13 protein-coding genes are annotated in these 20,065 nt (G+C 48.6%); 9 read left to right on the forward strand and 4 right to left on the reverse strand.

Annotated elements, in window-relative coordinates; translation table 11 throughout:
- Positions 1-6 precede the first annotated feature (6 nt).
- The 4 genes from ACQ5ES_RS00745 to ACQ5ES_RS00760 form a co-directional block, all read right to left on the reverse strand.
- Positions 7-2,031, reverse strand: coding sequence for a tetratricopeptide repeat-containing diguanylate cyclase (locus ACQ5ES_RS00745; RefSeq protein WP_445014051.1), 2,025 nt, complete (start codon positions 2,029-2,031; stop codon positions 7-9).
- A gap of 73 nt (positions 2,032-2,104) precedes the next feature.
- On the reverse strand, positions 2,105-2,710 hold the full coding sequence (locus ACQ5ES_RS00750) for a YqiA/YcfP family alpha/beta fold hydrolase (protein WP_445014052.1): 606 nt from the start codon (positions 2,708-2,710) through the stop codon (positions 2,105-2,107).
- Positions 2,707-4,125, reverse strand: coding sequence for a serine hydrolase domain-containing protein (locus ACQ5ES_RS00755; RefSeq protein ID WP_445014053.1), 1,419 nt, complete (start codon positions 4,123-4,125; stop codon positions 2,707-2,709). The genes ACQ5ES_RS00750 and ACQ5ES_RS00755 overlap by 4 nt, the downstream gene beginning before the upstream one ends.
- Before the next feature lie 12 nt (positions 4,126-4,137).
- Positions 4,138-5,016, reverse strand: coding sequence for an SMP-30/gluconolactonase/LRE family protein (locus ACQ5ES_RS00760; RefSeq protein WP_445014054.1), 879 nt, complete (start codon positions 5,014-5,016; stop codon positions 4,138-4,140).
- Between the two features lie 190 nt (positions 5,017-5,206).
- On the opposite strand from ACQ5ES_RS00760, the gene dnaE reads away from it, so the two are divergent.
- From dnaE to astE, 9 genes are all read left to right on the forward strand, one after another.
- The gene (dnaE, locus tag ACQ5ES_RS00765) at positions 5,207-8,719 is read left to right on the forward strand and encodes a DNA polymerase III subunit alpha (protein ID WP_445014055.1); all 3,513 of its coding nucleotides are present in this window, start codon (positions 5,207-5,209) and stop codon (positions 8,717-8,719) included.
- A gap of 41 nt (positions 8,720-8,760) precedes the next feature.
- Positions 8,761-9,717: an acetyl-CoA carboxylase carboxyl transferase subunit alpha gene (gene accA / locus ACQ5ES_RS00770; RefSeq protein WP_445014056.1), complete on the forward strand. Its 957-nt coding sequence runs from the start codon at positions 8,761-8,763 to the stop codon at positions 9,715-9,717.
- 6 nt (positions 9,718-9,723) lie between these two features.
- A complete protein-coding gene (tilS, locus tag ACQ5ES_RS00775; protein WP_445014057.1) occupies positions 9,724-10,731 on the forward strand; it encodes a tRNA lysidine(34) synthetase TilS in 1,008 nt (335 codons plus the stop codon).
- Between the two features lie 13 nt (positions 10,732-10,744).
- Positions 10,745-11,644, forward strand: a complete 900-nt coding sequence (locus ACQ5ES_RS00780; protein ID WP_445014058.1) for a DMT family transporter — start codon at positions 10,745-10,747, stop codon at positions 11,642-11,644.
- Positions 11,641-13,608, forward strand: a complete 1,968-nt coding sequence (locus tag ACQ5ES_RS00785) for a cation:proton antiporter (RefSeq protein ID WP_445014059.1) — start codon at positions 11,641-11,643, stop codon at positions 13,606-13,608. Before ACQ5ES_RS00780 ends, ACQ5ES_RS00785 begins: the two co-directional genes overlap by 4 nt.
- Positions 13,609-13,707: 99 nt before the next feature.
- Positions 13,708-14,946, forward strand: coding sequence for an efflux RND transporter periplasmic adaptor subunit (locus ACQ5ES_RS00790; protein ID WP_445014060.1), 1,239 nt, complete (start codon positions 13,708-13,710; stop codon positions 14,944-14,946).
- A 12-nt stretch (positions 14,947-14,958) separates the two neighbouring features.
- A complete protein-coding gene (locus ACQ5ES_RS00795) occupies positions 14,959-18,147 on the forward strand; it encodes an efflux RND transporter permease subunit (protein WP_445014061.1) in 3,189 nt (1,062 codons plus the stop codon).
- 97 nt (positions 18,148-18,244) lie between these two features.
- A complete protein-coding gene (locus ACQ5ES_RS00800; protein ID WP_445014062.1) occupies positions 18,245-18,985 on the forward strand; it encodes a DUF599 domain-containing protein in 741 nt (246 codons plus the stop codon).
- The gene (gene astE, locus ACQ5ES_RS00805; protein WP_445015346.1) at positions 18,978-20,015 is read left to right on the forward strand and encodes a succinylglutamate desuccinylase; all 1,038 of its coding nucleotides are present in this window, start codon (positions 18,978-18,980) and stop codon (positions 20,013-20,015) included. The genes ACQ5ES_RS00800 and astE overlap by 8 nt, the downstream gene beginning before the upstream one ends.
- Positions 20,016-20,065 lie beyond the last annotated feature (50 nt).

Raw genomic sequence — 20,065 nt, forward strand, 5'->3', positions numbered from 1 at the left:
GCTTTTTTATCGGCGCAAAGAAATGGTTTCGCGAACGCCTTCAGTAAGTTGATAGCGGATGCGATTACGCCCTTCATGCTTTGCCTCATAAAGTAACTCGTCGACCAGACGAACAGTTGCTTCCCAATCCGGCGGTGCTTGTTTTTCGGTGCTATTGATGACGGTACACCCCCCACTAAGGGTGATATGTAGGCGTCCGGCATTGGTGTGAAATGACTTATCGCCAATATCAGTTAATAGTTTTTGTGCAACCTGCAACATCTGTTCGGTCTGGACGTGTTCAAGAATGAGTAAGAATTCCTCGCCGCCCCAGCGAATGGCCATGTCGGTACTGCGTAATGTATGTTTTATGCGCCGCCCAAACTCAATCAACACTTCGTCGCCGACGGGGTGGCCATGTTTATCGTTGATGGCTTTGAAAAAGTCGATATCGAGAATAAACACGGCATGATTCCCGGTATAAATGCGATGATCGTCACGCAATAAGCGATCGTATATTGCGCGGCGGTTATACAGCCCAGTGAGGGGATCACGTAACGACTGCTCTTGTAACTCATCGTTAGCTTTATTGAGCAACAAGTTAAGCTTGCGCGTTTTTCGGTAACTAATAGCAAATAGCACCAACAGTACCAGCATGAATGCGCTTGCCAAAAGCACAAAATCTTGGTTGCGCTGCTGACTAGCCAGTTGTTGACGTTGCAGCTCGGCCTGTTGCTCAAGTAGCTTTATTTCGTAAGACTTCTCTGCGGCATTATAGCGAACTTGTAACTCATTGATTTGTTGTTCGCGTTGGGTCTCTGCGACTTCGGCGCGCAGTTGCGCTTGCTGTTTTAGGGTTTCAGCTTGTTGTTGATACCGGCCGGCAATTTCATACGCCCGGGCGATGTGGGTCAACAAAATGGCTTGTTCTCGTTTAAGTGCAAAACTGTTAAATACGTCAGCCGCCGCTAGCATTTCTGCAATACCTGCATCGTGCTGGCCTTGCAGGACTTTAATGTAGCCTAAGTTGAACTCGGTGACGGAGCGTTCATTGACATTACCAATTTGATTAGCAATTTCGACCCCACGTTTAAGGTATTGAGTCGCTTCGTCAAGTTCATTCATTAACAATTTTGCGGCACCCGCATTGTTGTAGGCCAACATTTCTACCCGCGGATTATCCATTTCACGGGCGATTTTTGCAGTCTCGAGAAAAGCTTGCACTTGGGTGTCTGAGGGGCCGTCCAGATGTTGCTTTGAATAAGCTCGGATCAAATATAATTCAGCCAAGTGCGGCTTAATTTGAGTGCGCTGGGCCTCTTTAATTGCGGCCTCTGCGGTCTCGGCTGAGGCACTCCAACGGCCCAAATTCGCCTGAATTTTTGCAAGATGGAGGTTAAGAAACTGCCGGCGCCGTTGTTGTCCTTGCTCTTCGGTTAGCGGTACAAGAGCCTGTGCGGCTAATAAGTATTCTAACGCATCGGAGGTTTTATTAACGTTTTGTAAGGTGCGCGCAATGAGGTGATTGGCGTGATATCTGACACGTATATTGGTTACCGCAGGCAACAACTCTAATATCGTGTCGATGAGTGCGTTCGCTTGGTCGTACTGGTCATTGGCGACATAAGCCTCAGCAATGACGACTTTGATTTCGGTTATCGCGTTGAGGTTGCCAGAAGCTTCGGCAATTTGTTCAACTTCGTCGGCAATCGCTAAAGCTGCGGTTAAATTATCGTGCAGGGCACGACTTAAAATGTGATATCCCTGCGCTCGGACAAAGGACTCTATTGGGGTATTGACATCGACTGAGCGCAATAGCTCGTCGAGTGCCTGGTTATTGCTTGGAATGAAATCGCCGTCTAAGATTGCGTTCATCTGTGCTTCGAGTGCTGGGTCACGTTCATCTGTGGCCTGCTTCGTGGCGCGTTTGTTGTCTTCACTGAAATCAAAAAAACTTGGCAACGTAGATGCGGAAACCGGGACTATTAAAACGAGCAGCAATAAACTGGTGAGTCGGAACAAGTACTGTGGGTGCTGCGAATGAGAAGACATAATGGTTTTTAATCGTAGACGTAATGTTGAATAGTACCCCCAACGAATAGGGGTGTAAAGAATTTGTAGAGCGTTAGGCGCGCTTAATTGCGTTTTGAAAAAATGCGACGATGTCGACAATGTGATCAGCAAATCCTTGAAATCCGTGGTCTCCGCCTTGTTCAATGGTTTGCTTTGCTGTGGGCAAAGCGCGCAAGGCCTCACGGTAATCCAGTAATTCATCATCGGTCTGCACCAGCAACCAGCACTGCTTAGCTGTGAAAGGCAGGGGATAGTCGGGTTCGACGTCCTGTAACGTCGAAAGATAACTTTCCCGCCATTGATAAGTACTGTCGTCAAAGTAATTAATGGCGGTACCCAGCGCCCGGCGCAATGATTTTCCAGCATGCATGGATGGATTAACTAACACTACGGGTAGTTGGTATTTATGTGCCAACACTTGAGCATAGAACCCGCCCAATGAGGAGCCCATTAGACAGAGCTGGTGGTCATAAGCTAATGGCGAAAGTTGTTCAATGAGTTCTTCCAGGGTCTGTAATGCTAGGGTCGGAATATGCGAAAGAGAGGGCGCGAGAAATGCGAGGTTATGTCGCTCGCAATACTCGCGCATGGCTTGCGCCTTGTTACCAAAGCCGTTAGAGCCAAAACCATGAATAAACACGATTAAGGGTTGGGTCATAGTTGCTGTTCCGTGGTGGCTAACGCCTTAATTACATCGCGGGTGAAATCGTGTTCGTTGAATCCAGGCTGTCCAGCAAGATCATAGCCACGGCGAACAACAATCAGGTCATGGCTTGGAATAATAACCAGGAACTGGCCGCGATTACCGCGTGCAGCAATGGTGTCGTTCGGTAGTTCGGGGAACCGCTCGTTGTAGAGCCACCATTGGGCGCCGTAACCTGGTGAACCCGCTGACGGTTGCGCTGGAGCGGGCGTGCTAACGTAGTCGAGCCAATCGTCTGGTAATAGCTGTTCGTCGTACCACTTACCATTATTCAGGTGCAGCACACCTAAACGAGCTAAGTCGCGAGCGGTGGTCCAAACTTGTGAAGAGAGAATAAAGTCACCTTGCCAATCGGTCTCGAGATAGGTGTGCTGCATGCCTATTTTGTCGAGTAACGCGCGAAATGGAAAACGTAAGTAATCGTCTAAGGTAGCAAAGCGCTCACGCAAGGTACGCAGTGCCAGCATGGTATCGTTATTAGCGTACTTCCAGCGTGCGCCGGGAGTCACTTCTAAGGCTGACTCAGTCGCCGTATCGCTAACTAAACCGCCCCCCATGTAGACCCGGTCGGTGCGGTTGCCAGCGACATTGCTATCCAATCCAGACGCCATCTGTAGAAGGTTCTCGAGAGTGATTGCGCCGCGTGGGTCAAGCGGATGAGACCAGTTTCCAAGTCCCGCAGGGTCTTTGACTTCCAGCAACCTTTGGTACACAGCAGCACCAATAACACTGGCACCAATACTTTTGGCAACTGACCAGGTGCGTTGTGCAGTTTCAGGCGTAAAGCCGCGCAAATAGCGCTCAGCGAGCAGATGCTCAGGCGTTGCAATCACTACCGCGGAAGTGCGCGCCCCGGCACCATAGTGTTTACTGAATGCTTGCGCCACGACCGTAGCAAGAGCGCTTTGCTGTTCACTCGTCAAGGGTGAAGCATTACTTTGCCAAGGTTCGCCGTTATCTGCGGCTGGCGGTTCAGCATCTACGAAAGGGTTGGCTAAATAGCCGTGCGCAGCGTAACTGGCTCCTACTGGCAGATCGACGCACCCCAACTTGGGTCGCCAGACGGAAACACGGGCGCGTTGTCCATCATCATAGGCAACGCGGACCCACTTTTGTTCGCGATTTATTTCGGCGCTCATTTCAGCGACTCGATCAGCGATAAGCGGATAAATACCGCTAAGTTCATGTTCACGAACCTGTTCAGCGGTTTTAGTGCCGTTAAAAGTGGCACTACAGGTAAAGCCGGCAACGTAGCCCGCGGCATATGCGTTTAGGGTGGTGTCGGTTTCTTCTGCGGCAACCTGGCCAAATACGCCAACCAGAGCGAGTGGCAGCAGGGCGAGTCGAGAGAGAAGTACTGAGTGGCGCATGAGAGTTCCTGATTAATGGTTCGCGGTAAGAGTAATTCTAAGCACCTCACTCTGATTGGTCACGTAAAGTACCCGGTCATCGGTCTCAAGCACAGTAACGTTCGACGTAAAGTTCGGTAACTCAATCAGCTCTATAAGCTCGCCGTTAGGTGTATAACTATAGACACCCTCAGGACCAGCAACGTACAAAGTACCATCGCGGGCAACGCTCATGCCATCCATCCCCTGGTCGTAGGTGCCATCGAGCTTAGCAAACACTCGTTTATTGCTGACGCCCGAGGTAGTAACATCATATGCGTAAATAACCCATTGGTAAGCATCATTTACATACAGCGTTGACTGATCTGGGCTGAAGGCGAGGCCATTAGGTAGCGCCAAGTCATCGTCGAGTAATACCAGGTCACCGCCGGAGTTAATTTTGAATACGCCAGCAAAACCTAACTCGTTATCTTCTTCCTCAATAGCAAAAGGTGGATCGGTAAAGTAGATCGAACCATCGTTGGCGACAATTAAGTCATTTGGACTATTCAAACGTTTGCCTTGGTAAGAAGTTGCTAACGCCGTTTGTGTGCCATCTTCGTTTAATCGCGCGATACGGCGGCTAAAATGTTGTGCCATGAGTACCCGTTGTTGACTATCAAGGGCCAAGCCGTTGGCTTTGCTTGACGGGTGGATGGCAACTTCCGCCGTACCCGTTGGTGACCAAGTGTAAACCGTGTTGTTGGGAATATCGGAAAACCAGAGTTGGTCGTTATGCCATAAGGGTCCCTCGGTGAAGGTATGACCTTCACTGATGGTTTCTATTTCGTGGCTTTGCGCACTAGCAGCGACTAGTGCGAGGACGGCGAGACTAGCTTGAACGAGGTAATTGTAATTTAAGCGGTTTAACATGACGTAGCTCCTGTATAGACCGTGATAATGTTAACTTGAGTGTCACTATAAGGTCATTTCTTAGCCAATAAATCAAGTTGCGGTAAAGAATCATCACTAGCTTAGTACAACAACAATGAAGCATGACATAGCGTTGCGCATGCGGCACAATAGATGCAGATCTGACACTAAGAGATAATGATAAAAACGCATGACAGAACCAGTGCAAACTTCAGCTCCCCAATTTATTCATTTAAGGGTACACAGCGATTTTTCAATGATCGATGGTTTGGCCAAGGTTGGGCCTATTTGCGAGGCGACCGCTGCCAAGGGGATGCCTGCGTTGGCGGTAACCGACCAGATGAACATGTGTGGTCTTGTCCGGTTTTACCGCACCACCCAGAATAAGGGATTAAAGCCGATCGTTGGTTGCGACCTTTGGGTATTGCCATGTGACTGGACAGCTGACAGCAAAGAACACCCCTTTCGGTTAACGGCACTGGCAATGAATAATGTCGGGTATCAGCAATTGACACAGCTAATTAGTCGTGGTTACTTGGCTGGACACCGCATGGGGCGGCCCTGTGTGAACAAAAAGTGGTTAGCTGAACATGCGGAGGGTCTGCTGTTACTAAGTGGTGGACGTGAAGGTGATATTGGCCGCAAATTGCTGCAAAACCGACCCGCTGAAGCTGAGCAAGAACTCGCTTTTTATCAACAACACTTTCCTGATCGCTTCTACCTTGAACTGTTGCGTACGGGGCGGCCGCAGGAAGACGATTATCTGCATGCCGCTGTAGCTTTAGCGGCAGCGCAAGCCGTACCCGTGGTTGCGACTAATGAAGTAGTGTTTCTGAAGCAAGAGGATTTTCATGCTCACGAGGTGCGTGTGGCGGTCGCTGACAGTTACACTCTGGATGATAAACGGCGGCCGAAAAAATACAGCGCTGAACAGTATTTAAAAAGCCCCGCAGAAATGGCCGAGCTGTTTGCGGATATTCCTGAGGCATTGGCCAACACGGTAGAAATTGCCAAACGTTGCAACGTCACCATTACTCTCGATAAGTACGTATTACCTGAATTTCCGACCGGTGGTATGACGCCGGAAGACTTTTTGGTGAAAAAGTCACAAGAGGGATTGGAACAACGACTGTTCGCGTTGTTCCCCGATGAAGCTGACCGCGCCACGCAACGTAAGGAATACGATGAGCGCTTGCAGATTGAATTAGACGTAATTAATCAAATGGGATTTCCGGGCTACTTTTTGATCGTCATGGAGTTCATCCAATGGTCAAAAGATAACAATATTCCCGTTGGTCCGGGGCGCGGATCAGGTGCCGGGTCGTTGGTTGCTTACGCATTGAAAATTACCGATTTGGATCCACTTGAATTAGATCTTCTATTTGAACGGTTCCTGAATCCAGAACGGGTTTCTATGCCCGATTTTGATATCGACTTTTGCATGGACCGGCGTGATGAAGTTATCGATCATGTTGCGGACCTTTATGGTCGTGAAGCGGTCTCGCAGATCATTACATTCGGCACCATGGCGGCCAAAGCCTCGATCCGTGATGTCGGTCGGGTACTCGGTCACCCTTATGGTTTTGTCGATAAAATTACCAAATTAGTGCCTGGTGATCCGGGCATGACCCTTGCTAAGGCGTTTGAAGTTGAGCCGCGGCTGGTTGAAGTTTACAACCAAGATGAAGATGTTCGTGATCTTATAGACATGGCACGCATTCTTGAGGGGGTGACGCGTAATGCCGGTAAACATGCGGGTGGCGTGGTTATCGCTCCCGAGAAGATTACTGATTTTTCACCATTGTATTGTGACGAAGAGGGTAAACAACCGGTTACGCAGTTCGATAAGAATGATGTCGAAGCGGCAGGCCTGGTTAAGTTCGACTTTTTGGGCTTGCGGACCTTAACTATTATTCAGTGGGCGCTGGATATGGTGAACACGCAGCGTGCTAAGCGCGATGAAGATGCCATTGTTATTGAGAAAATCCCGCTGGACGATCCCGCCTGCTTTAAGTTATTGAAGAAAGCCCAAACAACCGCAGTGTTTCAGCTGGAATCCAGTGGTATGAAGCAGCTGATTAAGAAGATGTTGCCGGACAGTTTTGAAGACATCATCGCCTTAGTTGCACTGTTTCGGCCGGGCCCGTTGCAATCGGGAATGGTGGATAACTTTATCGATCGTAAGCACGGTCGAGAACAAATTTCCTATCCGGATAAAGATTATCAACATGAGTGGTTAGAGCCGATTTTAGAGCCGACTTACGGCGTCATTCTTTACCAGGAACAGGTCATGCAGATTGCGCAGGTGCTGGCTGGCTATTCCCTTGGCGAGGCGGATCTGTTGCGGCGTGCCATGGGTAAGAAAAAACCAGAAGAAATGGCGAAACAGCGTGAAGTTTTTGCGGACGGTGCAGCTAAAAGCGGTATCGATCCAGACCTGGCTATGAAAATTTTTGACCTGGTAGAGAAATTTGCGGGTTATGGTTTTAACAAATCGCATTCCGCCGCTTATGCTCTGGTGTCGTATCAAACATTATGGATGAAAACCCATTATCCAGCGGAATTCATGGCTGCGGTGATGTCGGCGGATATGGATAACACCGATAAAATTGTTACCCTGGTGGATGAATGTCATCAGCTCGGGCTTAAGCTACTACCACCGGATGTTAACGTTGGCCAATACAAGTTTATCGTCGATGAGCAAGGTCATGTGGTGTACGGTATCGGCGCGATCAAAGGCGTTGGTGAAGGCCCTATCGAAGCGATTTTGGCGGCTCGAAATGAAGACGGGAAGTTTTCCGATCTATTTGATTTTTGCTGTCGCGTCGATCTGAAGCGATTGAATCGGCGGGTACTGGAAAAACTCATTCGAGCGGGTGCGATGGACTCGTTAGGGCCACATCGTGCAGCTTTAATGGCAACATTAGAAAAAGCGATGCGCCAAGCTGAGCAACACGCGCGAGCTGAGGCTATAGGGCAGTCTGATTTATTTGGGGTACTGACCACCGCAGCGGATACCGAGACGATAGAGCATGAATTTGAACAGGTCAGCGAATGGCCAGAGGCAATATGGCTCGACGGCGAACGCGAAACCCTTGGGCTATACTTAACGGGGCATCCGATTAATCGCTATCGTGCTGAATTACGTAACTACGTGCCGTGCAATTTAGCTAATGTACGACCAACTAGACGTGATCAGATGACGACGGTGGCTGGGTTGGTTATCGATATGCGGGTCATGGTCAATAAAAAAGGTACACGTTGGGCAATTGTTACCTTGGATGACAAAACAGCACGATTTGATGTACGCTTTTTTGCACAAGATTACGAAACTTACGAAGATTCTCTGGCAAAAGACAGAATTTTGGTCATAAAAGGAGAGGTCAGCTTTGATGATTACTCCGGTGGCAATACAATGACCGCCAGAGAAGTTATGACGATTACCGGAATGCGCGAGCAATATGCCAAAGGATTGCGATTGAGCTTGCGGCCAGAGCATCTTGAAGGCGTCGGATTTAAACGTTTAGTCAGCACCCTTGAGGTCTATCGCGGTGGGGCGTGTCCGCTTATTTTTGACTATCAGCGGGCCGATGTCAGTGCCAGTTACCAGGCGGCGACTGAATGGTACATTACGCCGGAAGATGAATTATTATATGAGTTAGAGCAGCAGCTCGGTGCTAAACATATTGCGCTAGAATTTTGATTTGCAACATGCACTAAAGCATGTTGCCCATGGGAGTCCAAATGAATTTGCAATTTTTAGAGTTCGAAAAGCCTATTGCAGAACTGCAAGCACAAATCGAAGAACTAAAAGCTGTCGGTGCAAAGGGTGATTTTGATATATCTATTGAGGAAGAGATTGCCAAGCTGCAAGAGAAGCGTGAGCAACTGATCGAAAAGATCTTTGGTAACCTCGGTGCCTGGCAGGTTGCACAGATGGCGCGCCATCCGATGCGCCCCTATACCCTCGATTACATTGAACATATTTTTACCGACTTCGACGAACTAGCTGGCGACCGAGCTTTTGCTGATGATCGCGCCATCGTCGGTGGTACCGCACGACTTGATGGTCAGCCGGTGATGATCATTGGTCATCAGAAGGGGCGTGAAACCAAGGAGAAGATTCGCCGCAATTTTGGCATGCCAAAGCCTGAAGGGTATCGCAAAGCATTACGGCTGATGGAACTGGCAGAACGGTTTAAAATGCCGATCATTACTTTTATTGATACGCCTGGTGCGTACCCTGGAATAGGCGCGGAAGAACGTGGGCAGTCAGAGGCTATCGCTCGTAACCTGAAAGTTATGGCGCGCTTAACTGTACCTATCGTTTGTACTGTGATTGGCGAAGGCGGTTCAGGCGGTGCATTGGCGATTGGTGTTGGTGACCGCGTGAATATGTTGCAGTATTCAACTTACTCAGTGATTTCACCTGAGGGTTGTGCATCGATCCTGTGGAAGAGCGCTGAAAAAGCTGCGATTGCAGCAGAAGCAATGGGCGTGACAGCGGGTCGCAGTCTTGAATTAGGACTTATTGATGCCATCGTTGAAGAGCCTCTAGGTGGTGCTCACCGTGATGCGCAGCAGATGGCACAACGACTGAAGCAGCGATTGCTTGATGACTTGGGTGATTTGAAAGGATTAGATCGCACGGCATTGCTAGAGCAGCGTTATCAAAAACTGATGTCATTTGGTTATTGTTAGGCTCTTGTGACCGCTGACTACCGCGACCTTTATCCAGAATTTTGCGCAGCTCTGCAGCAGGCAGAGCTGCGCCCTCAACAACAACTGATCGCTTGCCTCGGCGGCGGTGCAGACTCACAAACGATTCTCGATTTACTTGACCGCTGGCGCGCAGAAAACCCGCATTATAACTATTTAGCAATTCATCTTGATCATCAATTTCATCCAAAATCAGCAGCTTGGACGCAAAGTTTGGTGGCCGATTGTCAACGCCGCGAGTTTCCTATGCATACTGAAGTTCTTGCTGTTGAGCAGGGGGCTCGTATCAGTAAAGAAGCTGCTGGTCGTAATGCCCGTTATCAACGTTTAAGTGAGTTAGCGGAAGCGGATGCTGTATTGCTTCTTGGCCAGCATCGTAATGACCAAATCGAAACTTTCTTATTGCAGCTTAAACGTGGCGCTGGACCAAAAGGTTTGGCGGCGATGGCGCAGCACAGCACTAAACCAGGTGCTCTTGAAGGCAGTAATCAAATCTGGTTGCGGCCGTTGTTGGGCGTGAGTAAAGCCAAGATATATGGCTACGCTGAGCAGCATCAGCTGCATTGGATCGAAGATGATACTAACTACGACACCGCGATTGATCGTAATTATTTGCGGCATGAGGTGGTACCAAAACTTGAACAGCGCTGGCCGCAGTTTGGCGATGCGGTGTTACGAAGTGCGCGCTTGTGCGCCGAACAACAACAGGTTTTGGATGAGCTCTTGGCGGAGCAGCTGGTACACTTCGTTAACGCTAGCGGTGAGTTAGCGGTAGATAAGTTGAAAAACCATTCAGCAGCAAGTCAGCGAGCGCTGCTGCGTGCGTGGTTGCAACAGCAAGGTGCGAGTATGCCATCGTACGCCCAACTTGAACAAATCCGTGCGCAGATGCTACATACACAAAACGATCGCCAGCCCGTGGTTGCCTGGGGTAATTATCAACTGAAGCGCACCCGCAACCGCTATCTCGTTTTGCATCGTCGTTTAACGAACTAGCCCGAGGCTGCTAATGACTGCAACTGACCCCTTTGTGCAACCCAATCAGAAACGCGCATTGGCTTTTGGTTTGGCGGCTGTTGGCTTGTGGTCTACAGTAGCTACAGCATTTAAAATCGCGCTCGAGTACCTAACCCCTTTGCACCTGTTATTTCTGGCTGCAGCAACCAGTACACTAATTTTTTTAGGCCTGTTGCTATGGCAGGGACGCTTGCGCGAGACGCTTCAATTAGGTCGCCACCGTTGGGTGTTTTACAGCTTGCAAGGAGCATTAAACCCGTTTATTTACTACTGGGTACTGTTTGCGGCGTATGATCAACTGCCCGCACAGCAGGCGCAGGCAATCAACTACACTTGGGCGATTACCATGGCGTTGCTTGCGGTACCTATATTGAAGCAACGTTTGAGTGTGCGCGAACTCAGCGCCATGCTCATTGCATATGGTGGCGTGGTATTGATTGCCACCGGCGGACACTGGAATTTTCAGCAAACCAATTGGTTTGGCATTGGTTTAGCACTTATAAGCACACTGCTGTGGGCCAGTTATTGGCTAATCAATACTAAAAATACCGATCCACCGATCCCAGCGATGTTTTGGTGTTTCGCTTTTGGAACTTTATTTTTAGCCGTCACGGTCGCTATCGATCCGCGGCCGTTCCCCTGGCAAGAGTGGCGGGCATGGGCTGCGGCAGCGTACGTCGGCGTGTTCGAAATGGGGCTTACTTTTTTACTCTGGTTAACCGCAATGCGGACCGCAGAAAAAACCTCGCAGCTTTCCATGTTGATTTTTTTGAGTCCGTTCATCAGTCTTATACTTATCTACTTTATACTGGATGAAGTGATTCAAGTGACGACCTTAATTGGCTTAAGCTTGATTTGTCTTGGTCTCTACCTTCAAAGGAAACCAAAGTGAACGGAACTTTTGCTGACGTACTATTGCTCCTCGCCATCGCCGTCGTTTTAGTATGGGCTTTTCGGCGTATCAAGTTACCAGCTATTTTGGCCTACTTAGTAGCAGGGATTGTTGCTGGACCTGACGTTACCGCATGGATTAAGGACCCTGATGAGTACCACTTCATTGCTGAATTAGGTGTAGTACTACTGCTGTTTTCGTTGGGGCTTGAATTTTCATTGCCCAAGATGATCGCGATGCGACGTTTAGTATTTGGTCTTGGTGCGGGACAAGTGATTATTTGCACCTTGTTGTTTGCGGGTCTAGCGTACGCCTGGACCGGAAGCTGGACGGCGGCGATGGTGATTGGCGGCACCCTGGCGCTAAGTTCAACCGCTGTAGTCATCAAGCAGTTAGGCGAGTCGTCACAATTAACCACTCGCAAAGGCCAGTCAACCGTCGCAGTGTTGTTATTTCAGGACATCGCGGTGGTGCCTATGCTGATTATCATTCCGCTATTGGCGAGTACCTCAACCGATATCAGTATTTGGGAAAGTCTCGGTATCGCTTTGCTTAAAGGTGCTGGGGTTGTGGTGTTGTTGATGGCAATCGGCAAATGGGCGCTACCTCATGTTTTTCGTGAAATAGCCCGGCTTCGTACCGATGAACTCTTTGTTCTAGCCACGCTATTGGTGGCATTAGTAGCCGGTGGTTTAACCCATCTGTTTGGACTTTCGATGGCCTTAGGTGCGTTTTTAGCGGGTATGATGCTCGGTGAAAGTAAGTATAAACATCAGCTTGAGGCGGACATTCGACCGTTTCGCGATATTCTCATGGGGCTATTTTTCATAACCGTTGGTATGCAATTAAATCTTATGGTGTTTTTGCAGAACATTCACTGGATTGCGCTGGCGGTGCTGGTGATAGGCTTAATTAAAATGCTGGTGGTACGCGCTATAGCAGGAGTTATGAGAGAACGCGAAGAAGACGCCTGGGGCTCTGGACTCATGCTGTTCCAGATGGGGGAGTTTGGCTTTGTGTTGGTTTCTCTGGCACTTTCTTACGCATTACTGCCCCAAGACATTGCTTCCTTGCTGGTGGGAGTAGGGGTCTTAGGGATGGCCGTTACGCCCCTTGTCATTCAACGTAGCCGGCAGATGGTGGCGCCTCTGTTGCGTAAGAGTAAAGCTAAACCTGACGCTGCTATTACGCAGCCCGACGTTTCAGAACCGAAAAAAGTACTGGTATTGGGTTTTGGTCGGGTCGGGCAAACGGTCAGTCGCTTCTTAATTAACGAAGGCATTGACCACCTTGCCATTGATCATGACCCCAAACGGGTGCAAGAGGCGATTGCCGGTGGTGCGAATGTATTTTTCGGCGACGGTGGACGACGTAATATTTTAAAAGCAGTTCATGCTGACCAAGTTGAACTCATCATCATCACTTTTGCAGAGGACGCAAAAGCGTTAGAAGTTCTCAAGGCTATTCGTGAACTTAATGAGCATGCTGAAATTATTGTGCGCTCGCGCGATGATCTGCGCTTAGAGGAAATGATGGACGCTGGCGCTACACAAGTTGTGCCAGATACGCTAGAAGCAAGTTTGATGCTGGTATCACAAATTCTCAGTCGCACCGGCGTGCCAATACGTAGGATCTTAGCGCGCTTAGATCAGGCCAGACGATCGCATTATGGTGATATGCACGGTTTTTATCCTGGTGAGACCACTGACATGGATCCAGAGAAAATTGATCGGTTGCAATTTTTGCATGCAGTACAACTGACCGATAGCGCCTATGCTTGTGGTAAAGAACTTGCCCAATTAGCGCTTGATGATCTTGCACTGCAAGTAAAATCTGTGCGCCGTGATAACCAGGAGTTTAGCGAAGTGCACGGCGATTTCACCTTGCGCCAAGGCGATGTCGTATTATTGGCGGGTGGGCCACGTGCTATTGAAGCGGGTGAAAGCTATTTGTTAAATGGATAATGTTTCATTTGTTACAACTGGCAACATAATCTGCCTTAATAATCCCTAAGAGATGGCGCATACTATGCGCCATCTTCATGTTGAACTGGAATGACTTAGATGAGTTTCAAAAAGCGTGCGCTATTACCACCACTGATTATTCTTGTTGCCATTGGTTTGGTCGTCGTATTGGGCATGATGCGTTCGGAAATGCCCATGCGTTCAACAGAACGTCCTGCGGTATTAGTCGAGGTGCAACAAGCTGAACCGCAAGATATTAATTTACTGGTTAGCGGTCAAGGCAATGTAAAGCCAAAACATACCACTAGCCTGATTGCGCAAGTTAGCGGTCAAATAACTGAGATAGCAACGAATTTTCAAAATGGTGGATTCTTCAATAAAGGCGATGTTTTGGTTAAGGTCGATAGCCGTGACTATGAAGTGGCGCTGCAAAGTGCAAAAGCCAACCTTGCCCAAGCAAAAGCTGCGTTAGCCGAAGAAAGCGCGCGCGCCGAAGTGGCTCGTGAAGAATGGGAGTCATTGCAGTTAGGGGAAATACCAGATTTAGGCCTACGTAAACCACAAGTTGCAAGTGCAGTGGCGGCCATGCAGTCAGCTGAAGCTGCGGTGGCAAAAGCGCAACGTGATTTGGATCGCACGGTGATTCGCGCACCTTTTGCTGGTGTGTTGCAAAGTAAAAATGTCGATTTGGGACAATACGTGAATGTCAGTAGTCAAATAGCTGAAATGTTAGGCACGGAAATCGCAGAAGTACGGGTTCCGTTAAGCGACCGCGACCTCGCCTATTTAAATTTACCGGATTCTGCGCAAACCAGTGACTTCCCAGAAGTACGTCTGACGTCTCAAGTGGCAGGGCAAATGTATCACTGGCAAGGTCGGCTGGTCCGCAGTGAGGGCGTGCTCGATAGTAGTAGTCGTGTAATTTACGGCGTGGTTGAAGTCCGTGACCCGTACAACCGAGCGGGGCAAACGCATGAACGCGTGTTACGTTTTGGACGTTTTGTCGCACTAGAAATCGAAGGAGTTTTTGTCGAGAATGTTTACCGTATTCCGCGCTATGCACTGACCACCGACGGCAATGTTTGGTTAGTGGATAGCGATCGCCGTCTGCAGCGTCAGCATGTTGAAGTTCTACGCGCTGAAGAAAATCACGTGATCGTTAACCAAGGTCTGAAACCGGGAGACAACGTTGTGCTAACCCAGCTGAGCAACGCGCTGCCGAGTATGAAAGTGCGTTTGCCGGGTGATCCGTTACCGGAGCAAATGGAAGGTCCAAGTGATTCAGGTGAGCCGACTGAAGTCAGCAATGAAACTACTGAAACTTCAGCGGACGAGTAAGGAATAGTGACCATGCAAACGCCAAACCAAGCTTCAGAACCTAATCAGGAACGTGGCCTAATCGCCTGGTGGGCAAATAATAGAGTTGCTGCCAACCTGTTGATGTTGTTAATAATTATTTCCGGTCTGTTTATGGTGTTCGAAGTACGGAAACAGATGTTTCCAGAAATTGAACTGAACAACATCAACATCCAGGTCCCCTTTCCTGGTGCAGCACCACAAGAGGTAGAACAAGGCGTACTGGTTCTCATTGAAGATGCTTTACAGGACGTCAATGGCGTAGAACGGATTGTCTCAACTGCACGTGAAGGCGGTGGCTCTGTCTCCGTTGAGATTGAAAGTGGCTATGACCCACAAGTGGTCATGGATGAAGTGAAAATGCTGGTGGATGCGATACCAAATTTTCCTCAGCAAATTGAAAATCCCAATATTTATCGTATTAGGCCGCAGCGGCAAGTCATTTGGATCAGCGTTTATGGCGATATGACTGAACGCAACCAAAAGGAGTTGGCGAAGTCGATACGCGACGATCTGAAATCTATAGGTGGCATCACTAAGGTCGATGTTGTCGGGGCGCGCGACTACCAGATCTCTGTTGAGATCTCGGAGCAAAACCTGCAGCGTTATAACCTTACCTTTCAACAGGTAGTGAATGCGGTTCGCGGTACCTCCATTGATGTTGCTGGTGGTTCGATTCGCACACCAAACGGCGATATTTTGTTGCGCGCGAACAACCAAGCTTATTTCGGTGAAGAGTATGAAAAAATAGTACTTATCAACCGACCTGATGGCACGCGTTTAACCCTTGGGGACATTGCCACAGTCAAAGATGAATTCATTGAACGTCGTCGCTTTACCCAATTTGATAACAAGCCGGCGACCTTCGTCAAGGTTGACTCGGTAGGTGATCAAAACGACTTGGCGGTGGCTGAGGTTGTGCGTAATTACATCGAGCGCAAGCAAAAAGAATTACCACCAGAAGTTAAGGTTACTACTTGGGGAGACGCGTCCTATTATTTGCAGGGACGCCTCGACTTGATGACCGACAATATGGTCACTGGTGGTTTGTTGGTGTTCTTGATGCTGTCGCTGTTCTTACAACTGCGGTTAGCGTTCTGGGTCATGATCGGTATTCCGATTTGCTTTTTGGGTACCATTGCGCTGATGCCCCTACCGATGTTTGATATTTCGATCAACATGATCAGTTTGTTTGGCTTTATTTTGGTGCTCGGTATTGTGGTGGACGATGCCATAGTTATAGGAGAGAGCGCCTATTCGGAAATTGAAAAGTATGGCAAAACCACAGACAACGTGGTGAGAGGCGCAAAGAAAGTTGCGATACCCGCAACTTTTGGGGTGTTAACCACTATGGTAGCGTTCATCCCGATGCTCATGGTAGATGGTGGTATGGGGGCGATTTGGGAATCAATCGCGGTGGTGGTCATACTTTGTCTGGCGTTCTCATTAGTTGAGTCAAAATTGATTCTTCCTGCGCACATCGCAGCAATGAAATTCAGCAAATCAGCTAATGAAAAGCAGAACGCGTTTCAGCGCACTCGGAACAGAATTTCAGATAGTCTACGGGTGTTTGTTGAACGCTATTATCGACCGTTCTTAAAGAAATGTCTGCACTACCGCTACACCACGTTAGCCTCGTTTATCGGAATGTTTATTCTGATGATTGGTTTGATCAGCGGTGGTGTGGTGCGTTGGGTGTTCTTCCCTAATATCCCTAGTGACTTTATTCAGACTAGTATTGAGATGCAACCAGGGTCATCAGAAGAAGCGACCATTAATGCACTGCAGACGTTGACGTCGTCGTTAATGAAAGTAAACCAAGACGTCAAAGACAAGCAAGGTACCGATGTTGTGCGCCACACCACGACCTGGCTCAATGGCACCAGCAGTGGCATGGTCATGAGTGAACTGGCAAAAGGTGAAGAGCGCGAAATCGATGGTTTCGCAATTATTAATCGTTGGCGCGAAGCAACACCGGAAATCGCTGGGGTAAAAGCAATTAATTTCCAAGGTAGTATCGGTGGTGGTGGCGGCTTTGATATCGAATTTCAGCTGGCTGGCGAGGATCTTGGAGAGCTCGCCGCCGCAGCAAAAGAAATTAAGCAAGCGCTGGGTCAGTTTGAAGGGGTGTTTGATATCGAAGATACCTTTGGTGCTGGTAACGACGAAATCATACTTGAGTTGAAGCCTTTAGCGACCGCGATGGGTATTACGCTTAGCGATTTAGCTAATCAGGTACGTTATGCATTTTATGGCGCAGAAGCTCAACGTATCCAGCGGGGCGACGAAGAAGTTCGGGTGATGGTGCGTTACCCGCTTGACGAACGTCAGTCAGTGGGTAATTTGGAAGACATGAAGCTACGCACAGCCAATGGTGGCTTAATTCCATTTACTGAATTAGCTAATATTCGCTTTGCGAAGGGCTATAACACAATTACCCGTATCAATCGTGAGCGTTCGGTTAACGTCAGGGCACGGGTCGATAAAGAGCGTGTTGAACCCTTTGAAGTAGTGCAACAGATGCGGCAGCAACACATCCGACCTATATTGGATAACTATCCGTCGGTGAATTTCCAGTTGGAAGGTGCCTCGCAAGACGAAGCTGAGGCAACGAGCTCGTTAGCAATAGGATTTGCTTTGGCGTTGTTTGCAATCTATGCATTGATGGCAATACCGTTGAAGTCTTACAGTCAGCCGCTGATTATCATGTCGGTAATCCCCTTCGGTATGATTGGAGCAGTAGTAGGGCACTGGATTCTTGGTATGCCTATCTCGATCCTAAGTTTGTTCGGAATTATCGCGCTTGCCGGGGTAGTGGTGAATGACTCACTGGTTATGGTTGACTACGTTAACCAAGCGCGCAAAGACGGGGTATCGTTGCGTACCGCCGTGCAGGATGCTGGGTCGGCACGTTTTCGTGCGATTATCTTAACCAGCTTGACGACCTTCTTCGGCTTGCTACCCATTGTGCTGGAGGAGAGTTTACAAGCCAAAATGGTGATCCCGATGGCGATTTCATTGGCGTTTGGTATCTTATTCGCGACAGTTATCACCTTGTTACTCATTCCATGTTTGTATTTAATTCTGGATGACACCCAGCGCGGCTTCAAAACTATGTTGTCGTGGTATGGCTTGGCCGAGAAACCAGCGCCTAAATCAGTGTCGGACAATTCCGTCACATAATGGTAAACTAATGACCTTACAATGATTAACGAACTCGCATGGTCGCATTGAGCGGCCGTGCGGTTGCTAACGATGCTGTCAGCGCAAGGTCAATGGCATGAGTTTAACTACACTCGATATTGTAACTTTGGCATTTTTTGTATCGGTTTGGGTTTTTTACACCCAATTTGCCCGAATAAGTGCCCGCACAACCTATAGTCTCTCGTATATCCTCCGACAGTTGCGTATCGACTGGATGACAACGCTTACCCGTAAAGAACACCAAATTGCGGATGCTGCGTTGTTGGGCAACGTCGAACGGGTGGTGACCTTTTTTGCATCCTCAACTGTACTCGTTCTGGCAGGTGTGCTGACCTTGTTAGCCTCCGCAGACAAAGTCGTGGTGGTGCTGCAATCGCTGCCGTTTACAGCCGCAACATCACCGGACAAGGTGCAGTTTAAGCTCGCTGGATTAGCACTTATTTTTGTTTTCGCCTTTTTCAAGTTTACCTGGGCAATCCGTCAGTTCGGCTTCGTTTCGGTATTAGTAGGTGCAGCACCACAATATCGCAGTACTGACTTCACCGATGAACAGCGGGATGTCTTTGCGCACCAAGCGGCAAAGGTATTCGATCAAGCCGGTCATGAATACAACAATGGTCTGCGGGCATACTACTTTGCCCTGGCATTTTTATGCTGGTTCCTGCACCCCTTATTGTTTGTTGCCGCGACCATAGTGGTTGTGTCTGTACTGTACCGCCGCGAATACCGTTCTCGAGTGCTACGATCGTTGTTAGCAGTCAAGGGACTGGAGCCCGGACGCTTTAAACAACAGGAGTCGAAAAGTGAAGCTGAATGATGTTGATGTACTCGAATGGACTCTCGCTGGTTATGCTGGTGAGCAGTTGGCAGAAGAAGCACAACTGCTGAATAAAACCGTCGATTACGCTGGCGGCCAGCTTATTTTTCAAGATTATGGCGTGGTGGTGATCGAGCCCGCAGCACCAGGTACTAAAGACGTGGTATTTTCGTGTGCCGTACATGGTGATGAAACAGCCCCCATCGAAATTATTCGCGATATGGTTCAAGGGATTATGCAAGGTGAAATAAAACCGGTGCAGCGCACCTTGTTTTTGATTGCCAACCCTGCTGCGATAGCAATTAACAAACGTTTTGTGGATATGAACATGAACCGCTTATTTAGTGGTGCTCATGCCGACGGGCACACGCCGGAACATAAACGTGCAGCCAATTTAGAGCATTACGTTACGGCGTTTTACAACGATGCCCCGGCAGGCGAACGCCAGCGTTTTCATTATGATCTACATACAGCTATTCGTGATTCGCAATACGAAAAATTTGCCGTGCATCCATTTACTCATGGCGGTCCGTACAAAAAATCACAACTCACCTTTTTAGCTGAGTGCGGTGTGACCACAATGCTGTTAAGTCAGTCGCCAACCACGACTTTTAGCTATTACAGTGCACGCACGCATGCTGCCGAAGCCTTTACCGTCGAGCTGGGTAAAGTACGACCTTTTGGTCAGAATGACCGCAGCAAGTTTGCCGCAGCAGAGCAGATGTTTACTCGACTCATCGTTGAACATGAGTTGTCGTTACCGGAATTTGACCCCTACCGGACTAAAGTTTTTGATGTTTGCCGTACAATAAACCGTACAGTTGAAGACTTTACTTTGCATTTCCCGGATGATGTTGCGAATTTCACTGCTTTTGAACAAGGCTACTTGCTGGCAACCGATGGTGACACTGAGTATCGCGTGGAACGTGCGGGTGAGCGAATTGTCTTTCCCAACGCCAAAGTAGCATTGGGGCAAAGGGCATTATTGACGGTAATAGACGTATCCAAGAAACGACTGCAACTGGTCTGATTTTTTAACTAAAGCAACCTTGCTCATTTGCATGTCAGTTGACGTAAAGG

The organism is Pseudidiomarina xizangensis (assembly GCF_052541995.1).

Coding starts and splice junctions, on each gene's coding strand:
- ACQ5ES_RS00795 (WP_445014061.1), top strand. CDS start 14,959: ATGCAAACGCCAAACCAAGCTTCAGAACCTAATCAGGAACGTGGCCTA.
- ACQ5ES_RS00790 (WP_445014060.1), top strand. CDS start 13,708: ATGAGTTTCAAAAAGCGTGCGCTATTACCACCACTGATTATTCTTGTT.
- ACQ5ES_RS00745 (WP_445014051.1), bottom strand. CDS start 2,031: ATGTCTTCTCATTCGCAGCACCCACAGTACTTGTTCCGACTCACCAGT.
- ACQ5ES_RS00755 (WP_445014053.1), bottom strand. CDS start 4,125: ATGCGCCACTCAGTACTTCTCTCTCGACTCGCCCTGCTGCCACTCGCT.
- ACQ5ES_RS00760 (WP_445014054.1), bottom strand. CDS start 5,016: ATGTTAAACCGCTTAAATTACAATTACCTCGTTCAAGCTAGTCTCGCC.
- ACQ5ES_RS00780 (WP_445014058.1), top strand. CDS start 10,745: ATGACTGCAACTGACCCCTTTGTGCAACCCAATCAGAAACGCGCATTG.
- ACQ5ES_RS00800 (WP_445014062.1), top strand. CDS start 18,245: ATGAGTTTAACTACACTCGATATTGTAACTTTGGCATTTTTTGTATCG.
- ACQ5ES_RS00750 (WP_445014052.1), bottom strand. CDS start 2,710: ATGACCCAACCCTTAATCGTGTTTATTCATGGTTTTGGCTCTAACGGC.
- accA (WP_445014056.1), top strand. CDS start 8,761: ATGAATTTGCAATTTTTAGAGTTCGAAAAGCCTATTGCAGAACTGCAA.
- dnaE (WP_445014055.1), top strand. CDS start 5,207: ATGACAGAACCAGTGCAAACTTCAGCTCCCCAATTTATTCATTTAAGG.